We start from the raw sequence: 17,814 nt of genomic DNA on the forward strand, positions 1-17,814 counted from the left end.
AAACTGGCTCAAAATTTTCAAAAATAAATGAAAACCTGAGCCAGTCTCTGATCATGAATCTTTTAACCGCTTGATTACATATCTAAGCTATCAAATAATTCTTTAAGCTTATCTTCTGATGGACGTGGTGCATCTGCACTCACAATTCTCCCTTCAGGATCAAGCAAAATAAAACGTGGAATTCCGTAAATAAAGTAATCTTTTACAAACTGAGATTCCATTGCATTATCAGCTAAAAGTTGAGTGCCATGCAAGTTTCTCTTCTCGATTAAGTCACGCCATTTTTGCTCGTCTTCTTTTTTATCAAGAGAAACAGCAAGGAATTTAATATTATCATTCTTGTATTGTTCCTCAATTTTTTTCATAAAAGGAATTTCATACAAGCAAGGCACACACCAAGTCGCCCACATATCGATATAAACATAGCTTCCTCTAAAATCTTTTAAAGAAGAAGTACCGCCGTCATAGTTCATGTAATCCTCAAAAAGTGGTGATTCTTTACCCACACCAACTTTTTCATTCATCTTAAGTTGGTCTTCACGTTGTGCTGCCAATGATGTTACAAGTTCATCAATCTTCTTCTTTTCTGATGTGATAAACTTTTCATCTAACTGATCTTTATTTTCTTCTAAACGCTTGTTGAGTTTATCAGAAAAATCGGTCATTGCTTTGTTGTACTTTTCTTCTTCTAAAGAGAGGAAGTCGCGATAATCTTCACCAAAAAGCGCATTTGTTTCTTTAGACCTCTTTCTTAGACTAGCATTTTCTTCAGCACCTTCACCTTTTATTTTTAAAGATTTAGAAGCGCTTTCTGAATCGAAATTCAGTGTCATATCAAAGCCATTTTGAACATAAAGTCCAAAAACATCTTTATAAGACGCATTAAAATAAACAGGGTTTTCAAGCTTTAAAGTATCATGAAATTTCCCGTTTTCATCAACTTCAATCATTTGTGTTTTTGAAGTTTTAGGATTGTAAAGCCTAAAATTAACGCCTTCTTTAGGGTTGGCAACTTCTCCTTTAATAATGGCATAATCAGGAGTTGGCTCTGGTGCTTTATCGCACGCAAAGAATAAACTCATAGCGCCTGCAAGGAATAATGTTGATTTAGTTCGCATATTTATCATTTTCATATTTAAAATTAATAACCTGGATTTTGTTCAAGGTTTGTGTTTCCAATCACTGCTTGATCTGGCATTGGAAAAATGTATTTATACTCTTGATCTAGCGACTGCTTAACATCAGCAGCATTGATATCGCCTAAGATACTAAATCTCACTAAATCGAAAAGTGGTTCGCCATTTTCAAAGAACAATTCTAATAATTTTTCTTGTCTTACTTCTTCTAATAATTCCGCATTATCGGTTGTTGTTGAAGGTGCAACACCTGCACGTGTACGGATTTCATTTAAAAGACTTAATGCTTCAGTATCATCTCCACTTGGGTCTCTTAATAAAGCTTCTGCTCTGATTAAATAAATCTCAGCTAATCTTAAATGATACATCGTGTTATTTTCATTTTCAGCATTAGAAATAAATGGATATTTACCATTAGCATTATTTCCTTTTGTCATATCAGAATATGCATAGGCAAATCTCGGATCGTAATCAGCACCTGAAGAGACAACTCCAGCGCCTGGTACTTGCGCATCAGAAAGTGCACGTAAAGTTTCGCTGTATGTTGTTTGTTTCACTTGAGACATTTGCGTTCCTCCTTCAGATCCGGAGCCATGTACTGGCGCAAACAAAACTTCTGGGGAGTTGTAGGTGTTTGTGAAAATTGAAGCATAATCAGTTTCCAAAGCGTAACCTTCAGCGTTATTGATCACTTCATCAGCTAAGCTAGCTGCACCTTGGTAATCATTCATATATAAAAGAACTTTTGCTTTTAAGGCTTGCGCAGTCACTTTTCCGACTAAAAAATGAGGAATATTACTCGGACCATTTGCAATTGCATCATCTAAATCTTCAAGAATAAAATCATAAGATTCTTGGACTGTACTTCTTGGAATAGAAACTATTTCAGTAGAAAAATTAGTTTTTAAAACAATACCGTAAGGTGAAGATAAATCATAATGCTCACCAAAGTAACGCAACAACTTAAATGAAACCAAAGCGCGCATTGTCTTTGCTTCTGCAATCATAGACGCTTTTCTTTCGTCACTGATGCCAACAGCTGCTCCTTCTTCTAATTTTCCAATTAAAAAGTTTGCAGAGTTGATAATTTTATAGTGTCCGTTATAGAGATTAGACAAAAATGGATTCTGAACCTTAACAGTGTTGTTATTCATACCGTTCATCCCGCTTAAAAAACCAGAGATTCTTCCTTCATTTCCATAAGCCGCCAAATGCAACGGGAAGAAGCTGACATCAAACTCTCGGCTTAAATCGTAAACACCATTTAATATACGTTGTGCACTCGCTTCGTCTCTAATTGCATCTTCAGGGGTCAATTGATAATATGGTTCAACATCATCAACCGAGCAAGATGCAGATAATGCGATGAGTGATAGAATTATTAATTTATTGATAAATTTTTTCATTTTTATATTTTTTAGAAATTAAGCTGAACACCAACCGAGAATGATTTCGATAATGGGTAAGCATCTTCATTATTGGTTTGACTTGTAATGCTACTTCTTTCAGAAAAAGTTTCAGGGTCAACGCCTGGCCATTTTGTCCATGTCGCCAAGTTATTTCCTGATAATGTTAAAGTTGCCTGAGTAACGCCTAGATCTTTAAGAACATTCGGTGCAAAAGTATAACCTAATTGTAAACTTCTGAAACGCAAGAAAGATGTTTCGTACATATAACGATCAGAAACTCTACTGTTTGATGAAGGATCAAAATAAACCGCTTGTGCAAAGCGTGCATCAGGGTTATCTGGTGTCCATGTATTATTTGCATACTCAGCATATTTGTTTTCTCCTAAAGTATTAAATACACCTTTTGGAATACCATCCCACAAAGCTTCTGCTCCAACTGAATATTGAAAAATTGCTGATAAATTCCAGTTTTTGTAATTAAGGTTTGTACTAAAACCACCGAAGAAGTCAGGCTCTACATCTCCAATAACAGTTCTATCGTCTGATGTAATTCGACCATCACCATTTGTATCTTCAAAAAGGTAGTCACCAACACCTGTTGTTGGTTGATCATAAGTTCCTGTTGGTGAAGCTGCATTAAGATCATTTATTTCGTCTTGCGACTGAATGATGCGCTTAACTTTGTAACCTTTAATTGTTCCGACAGGTTCGCCTTCTACAAAATAATCTAATTGAAATTGGTTGACTGCAGCACCATTAAATTTATCTAATTTGTTGCGGTTAACAGCCCAGTTTGCATTAACACTCCAATTAAAATCATCTGTTTGGATGATATCTCCACCTAAGCTCAGTTCAACACCTTTGTTAGAAACATCGATAAAGTTAGAGTAATATATACTTGGACCTAATTCCTGAGGAATTGGTGTTGTCACTAAAGCGCCTTCTGTTTTTCTGTTGTAAACATCAATTGTACCTCTTAAACGTGAGTTTAAGAAACCAAAGTCTAAACCAAGGTTAATCTCATCTGTTGTTTCCCAACCAATATCTTCATTCGGAAAAATGTCGCTTGGTACAACCGCAGTTTCTCCATTATAAATATCACTTGCGCTTGTATTTAAAAACTGAATGTAGGCAAAATTAGCCACGTTAGTTGAGCCAACTCGACCTAAACTTGCTCTTAATTTCAAATCGTTAATATTATCATTACTTTCTAAAAAGTCTTCTCGTGCAATATTCCAACTTGTAGATACTGATGGGAAGTATGCACGGCTATTTAGGCTTCCGAATTTAGATGACTTATCTGTTCTGAAGTTAAATGTTGCGTTATACTTGCTATCATAACTATATGTTACCCTTGAAAACAATGAGTTTAAACCTGTTTCAGCCTTGTTACCAATATATGATAATAGATTTTCTGCTGATGTTGGGTTTGTTAAATAATCATCATCTGGGAAACCTGAATAAAATTGACTTTTTGTATCTGTTTTAGTATAATCCCAAGCAGCACCAATCAATGTTGTAAAACGGTGCTTGTCAAATCTGAAACTATAATTAGCCGTCAAGTTTGTTGTTACGTTTGATACCAATGAATTTGCTTCTGATAAAAATGAAGTTGTCGGAACAAAAACCATATCTGCTTGAGCAGATTTCGGTACAAATGTCGATTGGTCATTATAGAAAACAGCTGAATTAACTTCCGCTTTTAGCTTTAATCTATCGATAGGTTCATATTCAAGAAAGCCATTCCCTATAAAATTGTATGATTTATCTACATCATCATTACCTAAACGCATCAATGGGTTAGGTTCAAATGTTGGAAATCCGTTAGAAAAGTCTTCTTGAGGTAATAAGTTACCATTATCGTCTCTGATTGGTAAATCAGGTCGTGCACGTACAACCATTGTATTAATGTTGTATTGACCTAAGATTGTTTCTTCGCCAGATTTAGCTTTTGTGTGACCTAGATTGACTGTTGCACCAAAGTTGAATTTATCAGACAAATCAGTGTTTAAAGACATTCCGATATTATATTGCTCAAAGCGATCGTTTACCGCAACACCTTCTTGATTAACGTGAGATAAATTTAAAGAGTAGTTCGTGTTTTCAGTCCCGCCATTGATCCCGAAGTTAACTTGATTTGAAATAGCTACACTTCTAAAAACCTCATCATTCCAATCTGTATTTGCATCACCAAAATAGTTTTCGTTTAAACCGTTATAAGTTGCTGTTAATGTTGAAAAATCAAGATCAACATTACCTAAGTTTTGTAAATCAAAAGCAAAAAATGGATCTAATTTTCCTGAGTTAATTGCGCCAACACTATTGCTGAGCAATAAATCATAATAATCTTTATAACCTTGTGCATCTAAAACATCAACCGTATTAATCGGTCTTGCAAATGTTGTGGTATAAGAAAGATTTGTTTGTGTTTTCTGGTTTCTTTTTCCTTTTTTAGTCTCAATAATAATCACACCATTCGCACCTCTTGATCCATAAATAGAAGTTGCTGCTGCATCCTTTAAAACATCAAAACTTTTGATGTCATTTGGATTAATCGTCAAGAGAGGATTAGATCCTGAAATACCTTCAGTATTAAAAGGCACACCATCAATGACATAAAGTGGCTGATTTAATCCGCCTCCACCAAGTCCTGAAGATAAAGGAGAAGTGACCCCACGAATATTTAAACGAATTGGAGCTCCTGGACGTCCTGAGTTTTGTGAGACTTGAACACCTTTAACCAAGCCACCAAGTGCACGATCAAAACCGACCTGACCTGCTGCTGCCTGTACAATATCATCAGTTTCAACACTAGAAACTGACCCTGTAACGTCCTCTCTTTTTTGTTGCCCATAACCGATCAAAACAACTTGATCAAGTAACTGAACGTCTTCTTTTAAGGAGACGTCAATACGCGTTTGATCTCCGATTTTAACTGGTTTAGTTTTGAAACCAACGTATGAAAAAACCAAGACTTTACTATCTGCATCAACTTCAATTGAGTAATTACCATCAAAATCAGTCATCGCTCCTGAATCAGTGTTTTCAACAAGTACGTTCACACCTGGTAAAGGCGAGCCAGATTCTGTTGTGACAGTTCCTTCAATCACTCTTTTTTGAAAACTTGTTTTTGAAGAAGTTTGCATCACTTGCTTCGGAGACTTCTTTTTTAAAATAATTTGATTTTTAAGAATGCTATAGGTTAAGTTTTGAGGGCTTAAAACAGCATCTAAAACTTCAGATAATTTGACATTTTTATAAGTTGCATTGATTGGCTGATTTACATCAACCTCTTCAGCACTATAAAAAAAATCGGAGAGTCGTTTGACTTTCAATTTGTTCAAAAACTTGACTCAATGTAGAATTCTCAGCATAAACACTCACTTCTTGTGATTGTAAAAGCTTTGAATTTTCTGCGTTCATCTGAAAAGAACACAGTATTAAAAAAACGAAAGCAAACCTCATCGATATCTCTTTAGAGAAACCTTTAAAGGTTTGATTTTTAAAAAATTGATTGTTCATAAATTTAGTTGATTTTACTTGTTAGAGGTTCATTAATTTTAGATTTATAAAAATTATTCTGATTGTTTATTATTTTTTGGTTCTGTAATTTCAATTGTTTTTCCATTAATTATGTAATTAAAGTCTTTGTAAGTCTGAAAAGTCTTTAAAACTTCTTCAATCGTTTCTTCGCTGAATCTTGCAGTGATTTTGATATCGTTTAAAGCATTATAGCTGTTGTTAATTTCAACATCATATTGTCTCTCAATTTTATTTTTAATCACATGAAAAGAATCTTTGATAAAAACAAGTTCGCCATCAACCCATGCGATGTATTTACGTATGTCTGTTTTTTGCGTTAACAGATCAGAATTTTCGTAAAAAACCTTTTGACCTGGCTTGACAGTAATGCGTTGTTCTGATTTTGGGTTTTGAGCATTAATGCTGCCCTCGACCAAAACTGCATAAGCTTTTTCATCTTCTTGATAAGAAGTCAGGTTGAATTTTGTTCCTAAAACCTCAATATTCATCCCTTCGGAATTCACAATAAACGGACGCTCTTTTTCAGAAGTGACATTAAAATAAGCTTCCCCATCTAAAAAGACTTGGCGCTGCAATGAATCTTTGCTAAATATTGTTGAGTAACGTAAAGAAGAACCAGAGTTAAGATTAACACGGGTTCCGTCTGACAAAACAATGCTGAATGTTTTACCGTAAGGTACACTTAAAGTGTTATAGAAAATCTGTTTTTGATCTTCAGCAATTTCTTCGTCATAAACAAGTTGGGTATCTGAGCCTGATAAACTGTTTAACTCATCAACGAAATTGGTTTCGTCAGGTTTAATATATTTTATGCTACCGTCATTAAGTTCGAGTTCAACCCAATTTTCCTCAGCAGCAATTTGATCTTTCGTATTGATTAAGAAAAAAGTAACTCCTGCAAGGCTTAACATTATAATTAATACCGCAGCATAACGATAAAAAGTTCGGTAATTGTTTTTTTTCTCTTTTCTTTGTATTGTGGATTTCACTTTATCAAAAGCCGTTTGATTTGCGTTTGGTTCAAATGTGCATTCCAACTTGTGATGTAATTGGATATATTTCTTAAATTCAATCTGATTTTCAGGCGTTTTTAACCAGTCGGTTAATTGTGCTAATTCTGACTCAGAGATTGAGTTGTTAAGATATTTTATGATAATATTTTCCAAAATAATAGATGGTATTTACTAATGTGATGCCAAAATTTAGATTTACCCTTAAAGAAATTTTGATTTTTTTCACAATTAGGTAAAAACTAAGATTAATTTGACTAATAAAGTGGACGATAAAGATTTACTAATGAGCATTAAAAAGGACGACAAGTCGGCCTTTAAGCGCTTTTTTGACAAGTATTATCAAAGCATTTATATCTATTTAAAATCTTTTAAAATCGATCACGATACTGCACAAGAAATTGCACAATCTGTGTTTGTGAAATTTTGGAATAAAAGAAAAGAAATTTTCATCACTGCTTCTTCTAAAGCCTACTTATACAGGATGGCTTACAATGAATATTTAATGCGTCTTCGTAAAAAAGATAAAGAAGCTTCACTTATTGACCACTTAACTTATGAAGCACTGCAAGATGTTACAGTTTAACACATGAAGAATTTGAGCAAAAGTGTAAAGAACTCAATAAAAGTATAGCAAAGCTGCCTCAGGCTTGTCAGCAAGTCTTAAAATTAAAAATGAGCGGCGCCACTTATAAAGAAATTGCCAGTGAATTGGATATTTCAATTAAAACAGTAGAGTCACAAATGCGTATTGCTTATATCAGACTTCGTCAAGATTTAAAAGATATTTTTCTATTTCTTATGGCTTTATGACTCCGAGTTATAATTACGCCTGAAAAATCTTAGTTGTTTTATATAAAAAAACCATTTCATTAAATAAACGAAATGGTTTTATAAATTTTGAATTTTACTATTTTAAGAAGTTAGCTCTTCTACTTTTTTATTAAATTTCAAGTAGCGTTCTTTGCTATCATCAAGCTCATCCATCCATTCAGTATGATGTTCTACAGCTTCTGTGCCAGTAACAACACTTTTGTATGTTTTATCTCTATAGGTTAAAATATTCTCTTCTTTATCTTGTAACCATTCTTTAAACATGACTGCAACTTTATCAACATTGAAATCTGGATAATCTGATAATTCAAGTAAATCCTTTATGTAAGCAGATTGAAAATCAACCGAATCTAGAGCATCTTCCATCGCGTCATGCTTTGCCAACCAATGATCAATATCTTTACGGCGCTCTTCTTTTGAAGGTAACTCCAAGGTTCCCATCATGTAATCACGAGCAACCCAAGCTTGCGCATCAAACATATTAAATGTATAATACTGATCTTGCATTCCTAAATAAATTAACTGTGGATTATCATTAAAGAAAATTCCTTTATAAATATTATCAGGATATAAATTGTTTTTAGTTTTCAATCTCAACTCACTTGGCAAGAATGGGAATTTATGCTGATAACCAGTACACATTACAACAGCATCAAAATCTTCAGATTCTCCATTACTAAAATGCACAGTCGGCCCATCAAAATGAGTTACTAAAGGTAATTCTTTAATACCCTCTGGCCATTCAACGCCAATAGGGTTACTTCTGTAACTTAAAGTTACTGATTCAGCACCATGCTTAAAGCACTGCACCCCAATATCTTCAGCAGAATAGCTACTGCCTATCAGAAGTAATTTTTGATTTTTAAATTGATCGGCACCTCTAAAGTCATGAGCATGCATCACGTGACCTGGAAAATCTTCAATACCATCAAAATGCGGCATATTAGGTGTTGAGAAGTGTCCAGAAGCAGTTACCAAATAATCAAACTCTTCTTCATAAGTTTCATTACTTTTAAGATCATCTAAAACAACTTTAAACCTTTTTGTGCTTTCATCAAACGACACCCATCTAACAGTTGTGTTAAAACGGATATATTCACGTGCATTGCTTTTTTTGATACGACCTTGAATATAATCGAATAAAACAGGACGCGGTGGGTAAGATGAAATCGGTTTTTTAAAGTGCTCATCAAACGAATAGTCTGAAAACTCTAAGCACTCTTTAGGTCCGTTAGACCATAAATATTTATACATACTTCCATGTACAGGCTCACCGTATTTACCAACACCAGTTCGCCAAGAGTAATTCCACATACCTCCCCAATTGTCTTGCTTTTCAAAACATACAATTTCAGGGATTTCAATTCCTTTATCTTTTAAAGCTTCAAAAGCTCTTAATTGAGCTAAACCACTTGGTCCTGCTCCTATTATTCCTACTCTTTTGTTGTTCATATTATGCTATAAATTTATGTATCCTACAAAAGGACGTTAAATAATTAATTCTTATAATGTAAAATTTAATTTTGTAAAATATTGACAAACAGTCATTTAATCCTTAAAATTTAAGTTTTAAAACATGAAAAAATGACCCTCGATAATTTACAATAAAAAATTCAAAAAAACAAATCCTCGACTGATTCAGTTGTTTTTCATGTAGAATTACGACAAAGTAACTTATTCAGTATCATAAAGACGCTTTATCAAATGCTAAAATATTTGTAAGTCATAAAGCCGAATTAATATCATTTGTGTATTAATTAAAAGAATAGAATTACCTAAATTGCCGCAAACTTTACAAAACATTAAATCATGACTAAAACATTACAACTTTTATTACTTTTTTGTATAACAGCGACAACAGCTATTTATGCACAAAACTATCCAACGACAGAATGGATAGATTTTGCTGATGTGACTTGGTACGATGCAAGCTCGGATAACTTTTCAATCACAACTGCAGAAGAATTAGCTGGCCTGGCTGAACTTGTTCAAGACGGAAATACCTTTTCAGGTAAAACGATTAATATTGATGCGGATATCGATTTAGACGGCAACCTCTGGACACCTATTGGTACAGATGTTGATTTTCCATTTTCGGGAACTATGGAAGGTAACAACTTTACAATTTCAAATATATGGATTAATGACGTCAGTGGTTCATTCAAAGGTCTTTTTGGCCAGGCATTTGGCGCAAGTTTATCTGATATAAAAATTGATACTGCATATATTAATACTGCCGACACTGCGGGTTCTTTAGTCGGAAACTTATCTACAGAAAGTTCAGTTGATAATTCTCATGCTATTAATGTGAACATCACTTGTGAAGGTTATAATTGCGGAGGTCTCGTCGGTGGACTTCTAACAGACTCAAGTGTCAGCAATAGCTCTGCTGCTGGAGAAGTGACTGGAGAGAGTCAAATTGGCGGTTTAGTTGGATCAGCATGGGATAGAACGGACATTACGAACTCATATTCAGAAGGAAATATCACAGCTCAATATTTGGCTGGCGGTTTAGTCGGCTACTGCACAATGGCATTTGCACCTTACAGAACAAACGCAGTTGATAATTGTTATTCAAGAGCTGATGTTACAGTCATTTTAGGTAGAGCTGGTGGACTTTATGGCGGCGGAGATAGTGATTTATTAATTACAAACTCTTATTCAACAGGGGCTGTCTATGCGCCTGAATTTGAGGGTGGCGTCATCGGTGCTTTTGGAGGCGGTAGTGTGGTTATTGAAAATACTTATTTTGATACTGAATCGTCAAACATGACTGAAGGTGTTGGTGGTTTTACTGGCCCTACACAAACTTATGATATTGAAGGCAAAACAACTGCTGAAATGAAATCACAAGCTGTTGTTGATTTACTAAACTCTGGATCAAGCGATAACCCTTGGACATTAGATGCAAATGAAAATGATGGTTACCCTATTTTAGATCAAACGCTTTCAACGACTCAGCCAGAGGAAATTAAGCTTGCGTTGAGCATTTATCCAACTGTTGTTGAAAATGATATCAATATTTCAACACAACTTGATTTAGAAGCTTTTAAAATCTTTAATTATTCTGGTCAGATTGTATTAGATGGAAAGATTGAAAACAAAACAATACAAGTCAACACACTTTCTGAAGGTGTTTATCTTTTAAACATCAAGACAGCGCAAGGAACTATGACTCAAAAGTTTATCAAGAAATAAATTTTTATAGTATTTTTATAATTATCTAAAGAAGCTGTTTCAGAAATGAAGCAGCTTTTTTATATCAAATTATTAGGTCTAAATATCATCTGTTAGAAATGTAAAAATTCAAAAATTTGCTATTCTTAAGACAATAACAAAAAAACATTCTCTATCTACTCGACTTAAATTAAACAATCAAAAGCTGGCTTATAACAGTCTTTATTTTTTACTCAAATTAAAAGAGTAGCCTAAAACAAAGGTTAAGCTTTCATATTTTGCAGAAACATTTTGATGTTTTATCAAAAGCTCTCTTTCTGTTAGGTAACGAAATTCTAGACTAAATTTATTTTTAAATTTTATGCCAGCGCCTAAACCAATATTGGTACCTGACTCAATTGTAATAGATGATCTTTGCTCGGCAAAACTAAGCTCAGAATTTGAAATTGGTACATCTATAATGAAAGCTCCATTTAAAAATATTTTAAAATCTTGACCTAAGAAAAAATAATGTCTTATGCCTATAGGAGTTTCAATTGAACTATAATCTATTTGATTTTTAAAATGCCCTATTTCTTTAAAGCCTTCATAGCTTTGCACAAAAGTAGGCTCTACAAATACCGCCCATTTATTATTATGGAATGGTAAAATATATTCTAACTCTACGCCGAAAGCAAATTGATTTTGATCTGAAAATTTAGGTGATCTTGGCTCACCAATTGTAAAATTAGTAACATTTACGGATCCCTTTCTGTAACTTGGCCTTAAGCTGAGATTAAACTGTCCCTTATTTTTTTTCTCTTTTACGATGAATGTGCTTTTATCTTCCTTAACCTCATCAGCTTTTAAATCACCAAAACATGAATTGTATTTCACAAAATAATCGATGAGATCATCTTTAAAATATTTTAAATTTTCAATACTTTTTTGGCTTATTTTATCACAATTTACATTATTAAAGAGCTGTTGCCTGTATCGGCTATTCGTTGCGATTTTTCTATTTTTATTATAATATCTTTTATAAATAAGAGGCTGCACATCATCCTCTCCAGTTTTATAAAAAAATCTTCTCAATTTTCCAGATTCATAATAATAAAGTGTAGCCTTCCCAGTTACTAAAACCTGAAGAAATAAGGTTTCTTCATTAAGTTCTGATAATCTAGATGAGGTCAAGAAGTTAACATCATCTAAAGATCTGTCTATTTTAACAGTATGTCTTTCAAAACGTTTATCATCACCAATCCCAAATTCTTTAACATGAACCATCTCACCATCTTTTGCTGTTTCATTTAAATTGGTTTTATATCTAAATGAAGATGGTGTAGCTTTCCAATTGTTGTCTTTGATATAACAATTAATTTTTACACCTTCATTATTGACAATATAACCTTTTTCAAAACTGCTTTGCGCCCAAGTAAACGGTAAAGTAAAAATCAAAAACAATGCGGCCAATGTTTTTTTCATAACTTTTGAAGTTTTCATAATAAAGTCTCAAAAATAGAAAACTTTGGGTAATAAATACTTTAGCCAATTGGTTTATTTCAATAAATAATTTTAATTATTAAGAATTTTAAAATAGCACCTCAATCTAGAAGTGCAAAATGCAAATCAAAAACAATAATCTGTCTTTAAAACTATCAAAAAACAAAAAAGCCAAACATTTTCATGCTAGACTTTAATTGCTCATCTTCAAACCCCGAAGTCTCGGAGGAACTTTGGTTAAAATAACTTTTAATTTTCTTTAGAAAATTTATAAAACAAAAAAGCCCGATAGTTTTCTATCAGGCCTTGTTTGCTCCTCTTCAAACCCCGAAGCGTCGGGGGAACTTTGGTTAAAATAACTTTTAATTTTCTTTAGAAAATTTATAAAACAAAAAAGCCCGATAGTTTCCTATCAGGCTTTATTTGCTCCTCCTCAAAGACTCGAACTTTGGACCCTCTGATTAACAGTCAGATGCTCTAACCAACTGAGCTAAGGAGGAATTTATTATACAAAACTTGCTCGTTTTGCGGTTGCAAATATAAGCTCATTTTTCATATCTGCAAAACTTTTTTTATATTTTTTTTATTTATTCAAATAGCCAGCGATAAACGTCATTCCCATTGGCGTAAAGAACCAAAGCAATCAATAAGAAAAACCCGATCATCTGAGCATATTCCATCACTTTTTCATTTGGCTTACGGCCTGAAATCATTTCGTATAACAAAAACATCACGTGACCACCATCTAATGCAGGAATAGGCAATATGTTCATAAATGCGAGAATAAGTGAAATAAAGGCTGTCGTTTCCCAAAAGCCAATCCAGTTCCACGAGTCTGGGAATAATCCGCCAATAGCTCCAAATCCACCAACTTGCGTTGCTCCTTTTTTCGTAAATACATACTTGAATTGTGCTGCGTAATTAGAAAGCTGTTCCGCTGCCATATCAAAACCGCCAACAAAGCTTTCACCAAAAGTAAAATCTCTGTGTTTGATTTCAAAATCAGGTGATGAAATAACACCAATTTTAGCTTCCTCAGGAACTTCTAACTCTATTTCTTCTAAATTTTCATTCCTATAAAAAGAAATATTGATTTTTTTATTTTTATTAGTTTGAACTAATTCAGTGAACTCGTGCCAGTATTGAGCAGATTGATCATTGATTTTTACAATACTATCTCCCTTCTTTAATCCTGCAATTTGTGCAGTTTTTTCTGGGAGTACACTATCAATAACGCTATGATATATCGGCATCATTGGCTGCATATAGCCTTGTTCAAAAAGTTCGAGCCCAACATCTTCTGGCATTTTAATCAACTCTGTAGAACCATCTTGACGCTTGACAGTGATTTCTTGTGGTTCTTTCAGCATCATATATCTGTTAATATCAAGCTGACTTTCCAACTCTTCCCCATCAACGCTGACGATTAAATCTCCGTTTTGGAAACCGTAGTCTTGTAAAACTGAAACTGGTGCAAAGCCGTTTTCTAAGCTTTCAGGAGCCACATAATCTTTCCCCCAAACCAGTAAAATCATCATATAAATAAAAAAACCTAGCAACACGTTAACGGTTACACCACCCAACATAATGATTAATCTTTGCCAAGCTGGCTTGCTTCTAAACTCCCATGGTTGTGGTGGCTTTGCCATTTGTTCTTTATCCATGCTTTCATCGATCATTCCAGCAATCTTCACGTAACCACCTAAAGGAATCCAACCAATACCATAAACTGTATCGCCTATTTTCTTTTTAAATAAAGAGAATTTCAAGTCAAAAAATAAATAAAATTTCTCAACACGTGTTTTAAATAATCTTGCTGGAATAAAGTGTCCCAACTCGTGCAGAACAATAAGTAAGGATAAACTCAGGAAAAACTGAATTGTCTTGATATAAAATGGATCCATGAACTGATTTTAAATTTCAATGCGCAAAAGTAAACTTTTAAAAATGCAAAGACAATATTTTAATTGAACTATCATTAAGAGTTAACAAATAATTGTCGCATATTTATCTGACAATACATCGTATAAAGTTTAATTTTGCAGAAAAAAGAATCATGTTGAAGTTTTTTGCAAAATATAAGTTTTTAGCTATCGTCTTGTTTATTTTGTCTGTTTTCATTGTGACGGCTATTTACAATCTCTATAAACCAACGCCTAAACTTCCGGTTTATCAACCAGATATGGTCACCGCTGACTTGGTTGACACCACTGTTCAATACGTAAGAAAATTTCATAAAATAGGCGAGTTCAACTTAGTCAATCAAAATGGTGATTCGATTTCTGAACAAGATTTTAAAGACAAAATTTATGTGGCAGATTTCTTTTTTACAACCTGCCAAAGTATTTGCATCGATATGGCTTCAAGCATGCAACGTCTGCAAGAAGAGTACATTGATGACCCTGAAATTCGCTTACTATCACATAGCGTGACACCCGAAATTGATGATGTTCCACAATTACAGAAATACGCTAAAGAAAAAGGCGTGATTGCAAGCAAATGGCAATTAGCAACTGGCGATAAAAAACAGATTTATGATTTGGCAAGGAAGCAATATTTAGCTTCAAAATCAGAAGGTGATGCTGGTCCTTATGATTTAGTACACACTGAAAACTTTGTTTTAGTTGATAAAGAAAAAAGAATTCGTGGTTTTTATGATGGAACAAATCAAGAGGAAATCACGCAATTAATTGAGGACATCGGCATCTTAAAGCTTGAATATCAACCTGAAGATTAATTACTACGCATTTTTAAGTTGGCCCATTTTTATCCATAAAGCTTTAGCATCTTCTGTTAATTTAAAAAAAAATTTAATCGCTAAGACTCAAGACAACAATTCTTTATTACTTTTGTTTAAAATAAATCTAAATAAAAATGCCGACGATTGCAGATCTTAAAAAAGGGCAAAAAGCAAAAGTTTTAGATATATCATCTGACTTTATCCCATTGAAGTTGCTTGAGATGGGGTGCCTTCCAGGTAATGATATCCAACTGGTACAAAACACCCCTTTTAGGGATCCACTGTATTTAAACATCAATGATTCATATGTGGCGATCAGAAAAGAAACTGCAATCCAAATCGAAGTCGAAATTATCTCATAAGTTTTTATGGCAAAACAAATCAATGTCGCATTAGTCGGAAATCCTAATACTGGTAAAACATCCGTTTTTAACCAATTAACAGGATTAAAGCAAAAGGTAGGTAATTATCCAGGAATCACTGTTGAAAAGAAAGAAGGTATTTCTAAAATTTCAAGGGTTCTTAAAGCACATATAATTGATTTACCAGGCACTTATAGTCTTAACGCTTCTTCGCTTGATGAAAGCGTTGTGATTGAACTCCTCCTTAACAAAAACGATAAAGATTACCCAGATGTCATAGTTGTCATAAGCGATGCTGAAAATTTAAAACGCAACCTTTTGCTTTTTACTCAAATTAAGGATCTAGGCATTCCTACGATTTTAGCCATCAACATGGCTGACCGCATGGAAAGAAAAGGGATCAGCATTGATGTCAAAGGCATGGAGGAAAGATTAGGAACAAAAATCGCTTTGCTCAGTGCTCGAAAAAATACTGGTTTCGATAACCTTAAAAACCTTATTGAAAACTATAAAAATCTATCAACAGAGCCTTGCTTAAATGCTTCAGAAATCGACCCAGATTACTTTGAAATTCTCAAAAAGACTTACCCTAAAGAAGATTTATACAAACTTTGGCTTGTGATTTCTCAAGATGCCAATTTTGGTAATCTGAATAGAAATAGGGTTCAGGCTGAGTCAAATTTAGAAACAAAATCGAAGTCTGAAATAAAAAGACTTCAACATAAAGAAACCATCAAGCGCTATCAATTTATCAATGATACGCTCAACAAATTTTTGGTCAAAGATCTCAATCAGGCGACTGGTTTACGTGCAAAACTTGACAGATTACTCATTCATAAAGTCTGGGGTTATGTCATCTTTGCAGCCATTTTATTTTTGATTTTTCAAGCCATTTATGATTGGTCAGAATATCCGATGGATATGATCGATACATTATTTGCAAGTTTAAGCGAAATGGCAAACTCTAATCTTCCAGAAGGTGCCTTTACAAGTTTGATAGCTGAGGGCATCATACCAGGTATTGGCGGTGTTGTTATTTTTATACCACAAATTGCTTTCTTGTTTTTATTTATCAGTATTCTTGAAGAATCTGGCTACATGAGTCGTGTTGTCTTTTTAATGGACAGAATTATGCGACGTTTTGGTTTAAGTGGAAAAAGTGTGATTCCGTTAATCTCAGGGACAGCTTGCGCCATTCCTGCCGTGATGGCAGCCAGAAATATTGAAAGCTGGAAGGAGCGTTTGATCACCATCCTTGTTGTACCTTTTACCACATGCTCTGCACGCCTACCCGTTTACCTTATTATTATTGCTTTAGTAATTCCTGATGAACGCTTGTTTGGTATTTTTAACTACCAGGGCATTACTTTAATGTTGCTTTACGTCATTGGCTTTGCTGCCGCAATTGGCTCTGCTTGGATAGCTGATAAGTTTTTAAAAATGCAAAGTTCAAGCTATTTTGTTGTAGAAATGCCTGATTATAAAATGCCAATGTTTAAAAATGTGGCTTATAATGTTATTGAAAAAACAAAGGCTTTTGTTTTTGGTGCAGGTAAAATTATTCTGGCAATATCAGTGATTCTTTGGGTTTTAGCAAGTTATGGTCCTGGAGATGATTTCAATAATGCAGAAGAAATCGTTAAAACGGAAGTTGTAGATTCTGGTGAAACAATATCACTTGACGAAATTGAGACAAAAATCGCATCTTATAAACTCAAGCATTCCTATATCGGTAAAATGGGACACGCGATTGAACCTGTTGTTGTGCCTTTAGGTTACGACTGGAAAATCGGGATTGCCATTATCAGTTCGTTTGTTGCACGTGAAGTTTTTGTTGGGACGCTTGCCACCATTTATAGTGTCGGTAGCGAGGAGGAAGAAACAATTAAAAACAGGATGGCACAAGAGGTCAATCCAATATTAGGCGGAAAACTATTCACTTTTGCAAGCGGCATTAGTTTACTTTTATTTTACGCCTTTGCGATGCAATGCATGAGTACTTTGGCTATCGTTAAAAGAGAAACAGGCACATGGAAATGGCCGCTCATTCAGTTTTTCGGGATGTCAGCTTTTGCTTATATTGTTGCTTTAATCGCCTTTCAATTATTAAAATAAAGAATT

General features: G+C 34.0%; 13 protein-coding genes and 1 tRNA gene. 6 read left to right on the plus strand and 8 right to left on the minus strand.

What is annotated here, in order from left to right; translation table 11 throughout:
- Positions 1-74: 74 nt before the first annotated feature.
- The 4 genes from BLV84_RS09895 to BLV84_RS09910 form a co-directional block, all read right to left on the minus strand.
- Positions 75-1,118 (minus strand): TlpA family protein disulfide reductase, encoded by a 1,044-nt coding sequence (locus BLV84_RS09895; protein WP_234953132.1) that lies wholly within the window; start codon positions 1,116-1,118, stop codon positions 75-77.
- Between the two features lie 23 nt (positions 1,119-1,141).
- Positions 1,142-2,542, minus strand: a complete 1,401-nt coding sequence (locus BLV84_RS09900) for a RagB/SusD family nutrient uptake outer membrane protein (RefSeq protein ID WP_093244520.1) — start codon at positions 2,540-2,542, stop codon at positions 1,142-1,144.
- A gap of 11 nt (positions 2,543-2,553) precedes the next feature.
- Complete coding sequence (locus BLV84_RS09905) at positions 2,554-5,889, minus strand: TonB-dependent receptor (RefSeq protein ID WP_143521348.1); 3,336 nt, start codon at positions 5,887-5,889, stop codon at positions 2,554-2,556.
- A gap of 231 nt (positions 5,890-6,120) precedes the next feature.
- Entirely contained in the window at positions 6,121-7,254 is a 1,134-nt protein-coding gene (locus BLV84_RS09910) for a FecR family protein (protein WP_093244522.1), read from the minus strand.
- A 97-nt stretch (positions 7,255-7,351) separates the two neighbouring features.
- Here BLV84_RS09910 and BLV84_RS09915 point away from each other — a divergent pair, with 97 nt between their 5' ends.
- Both BLV84_RS09915 and BLV84_RS09920 read left to right on the plus strand, forming a co-directional pair.
- The gene (locus tag BLV84_RS09915) at positions 7,352-7,684 is read left to right on the plus strand and encodes an RNA polymerase sigma factor (protein WP_143521349.1); all 333 of its coding nucleotides are present in this window, start codon (positions 7,352-7,354) and stop codon (positions 7,682-7,684) included.
- Between the two features lie 89 nt (positions 7,685-7,773).
- Entirely contained in the window at positions 7,774-7,911 is a 138-nt protein-coding gene (locus BLV84_RS09920) for a sigma factor-like helix-turn-helix DNA-binding protein (protein WP_394330500.1), read from the plus strand.
- Positions 7,912-8,013: 102 nt separating this feature from the next.
- On the opposite strand, the gene BLV84_RS09925 is transcribed toward BLV84_RS09920, so the two are convergent.
- Complete coding sequence (locus BLV84_RS09925) at positions 8,014-9,384, minus strand: flavin-containing monooxygenase (RefSeq protein WP_093244525.1); 1,371 nt, start codon at positions 9,382-9,384, stop codon at positions 8,014-8,016.
- Positions 9,385-9,741: 357 nt separating this feature from the next.
- On the opposite strand from BLV84_RS09925, the gene BLV84_RS09930 reads away from it, so the two are divergent.
- On the plus strand, positions 9,742-11,130 hold the full coding sequence (locus tag BLV84_RS09930) for a T9SS type A sorting domain-containing protein (RefSeq protein WP_093244526.1): 1,389 nt from the start codon (positions 9,742-9,744) through the stop codon (positions 11,128-11,130).
- 201 nt (positions 11,131-11,331) lie between these two features.
- Here BLV84_RS09930 and BLV84_RS09935 read toward each other — a convergent pair whose 3' ends face one another.
- The 3 genes from BLV84_RS09935 to rseP form a co-directional block, all read right to left on the minus strand.
- On the minus strand, positions 11,332-12,573 hold the full coding sequence (locus BLV84_RS09935; protein WP_159429420.1) for a porin family protein: 1,242 nt from the start codon (positions 12,571-12,573) through the stop codon (positions 11,332-11,334).
- A gap of 444 nt (positions 12,574-13,017) precedes the next feature.
- Positions 13,018-13,091 (minus strand) — tRNA-Asn (locus BLV84_RS09940).
- A gap of 87 nt (positions 13,092-13,178) precedes the next feature.
- Positions 13,179-14,495 (minus strand): RIP metalloprotease RseP, encoded by a 1,317-nt coding sequence (rseP, locus tag BLV84_RS09945; RefSeq protein WP_093244528.1) that lies wholly within the window; start codon positions 14,493-14,495, stop codon positions 13,179-13,181.
- A gap of 152 nt (positions 14,496-14,647) precedes the next feature.
- On the opposite strand from rseP, the gene BLV84_RS09950 reads away from it, so the two are divergent.
- The 3 genes from BLV84_RS09950 to feoB all read left to right on the plus strand — a co-directional run bounded on the left by BLV84_RS09950 (position 14,648) and on the right by feoB (position 17,808).
- The gene (locus BLV84_RS09950; RefSeq protein WP_093244529.1) at positions 14,648-15,328 is read left to right on the plus strand and encodes an SCO family protein; all 681 of its coding nucleotides are present in this window, start codon (positions 14,648-14,650) and stop codon (positions 15,326-15,328) included.
- A gap of 137 nt (positions 15,329-15,465) precedes the next feature.
- On the plus strand, positions 15,466-15,693 hold the full coding sequence (locus BLV84_RS09955; protein WP_192869998.1) for a FeoA family protein: 228 nt from the start codon (positions 15,466-15,468) through the stop codon (positions 15,691-15,693).
- A gap of 6 nt (positions 15,694-15,699) precedes the next feature.
- Positions 15,700-17,808 carry a ferrous iron transport protein B gene (gene feoB / locus BLV84_RS09960; RefSeq protein ID WP_093244531.1) on the plus strand — a complete coding sequence of 703 codons (2,109 nt, stop codon included), beginning with the start codon at positions 15,700-15,702 and terminating at the stop codon, positions 17,806-17,808.
- The last annotated feature ends 6 nt before the right edge of the window (positions 17,809-17,814 follow it).

This window comes from Psychroflexus halocasei, assembly GCF_900107595.1.
Classification (GTDB): Bacteria; Bacteroidota; Bacteroidia; order Flavobacteriales; family Flavobacteriaceae; genus Psychroflexus; species Psychroflexus halocasei.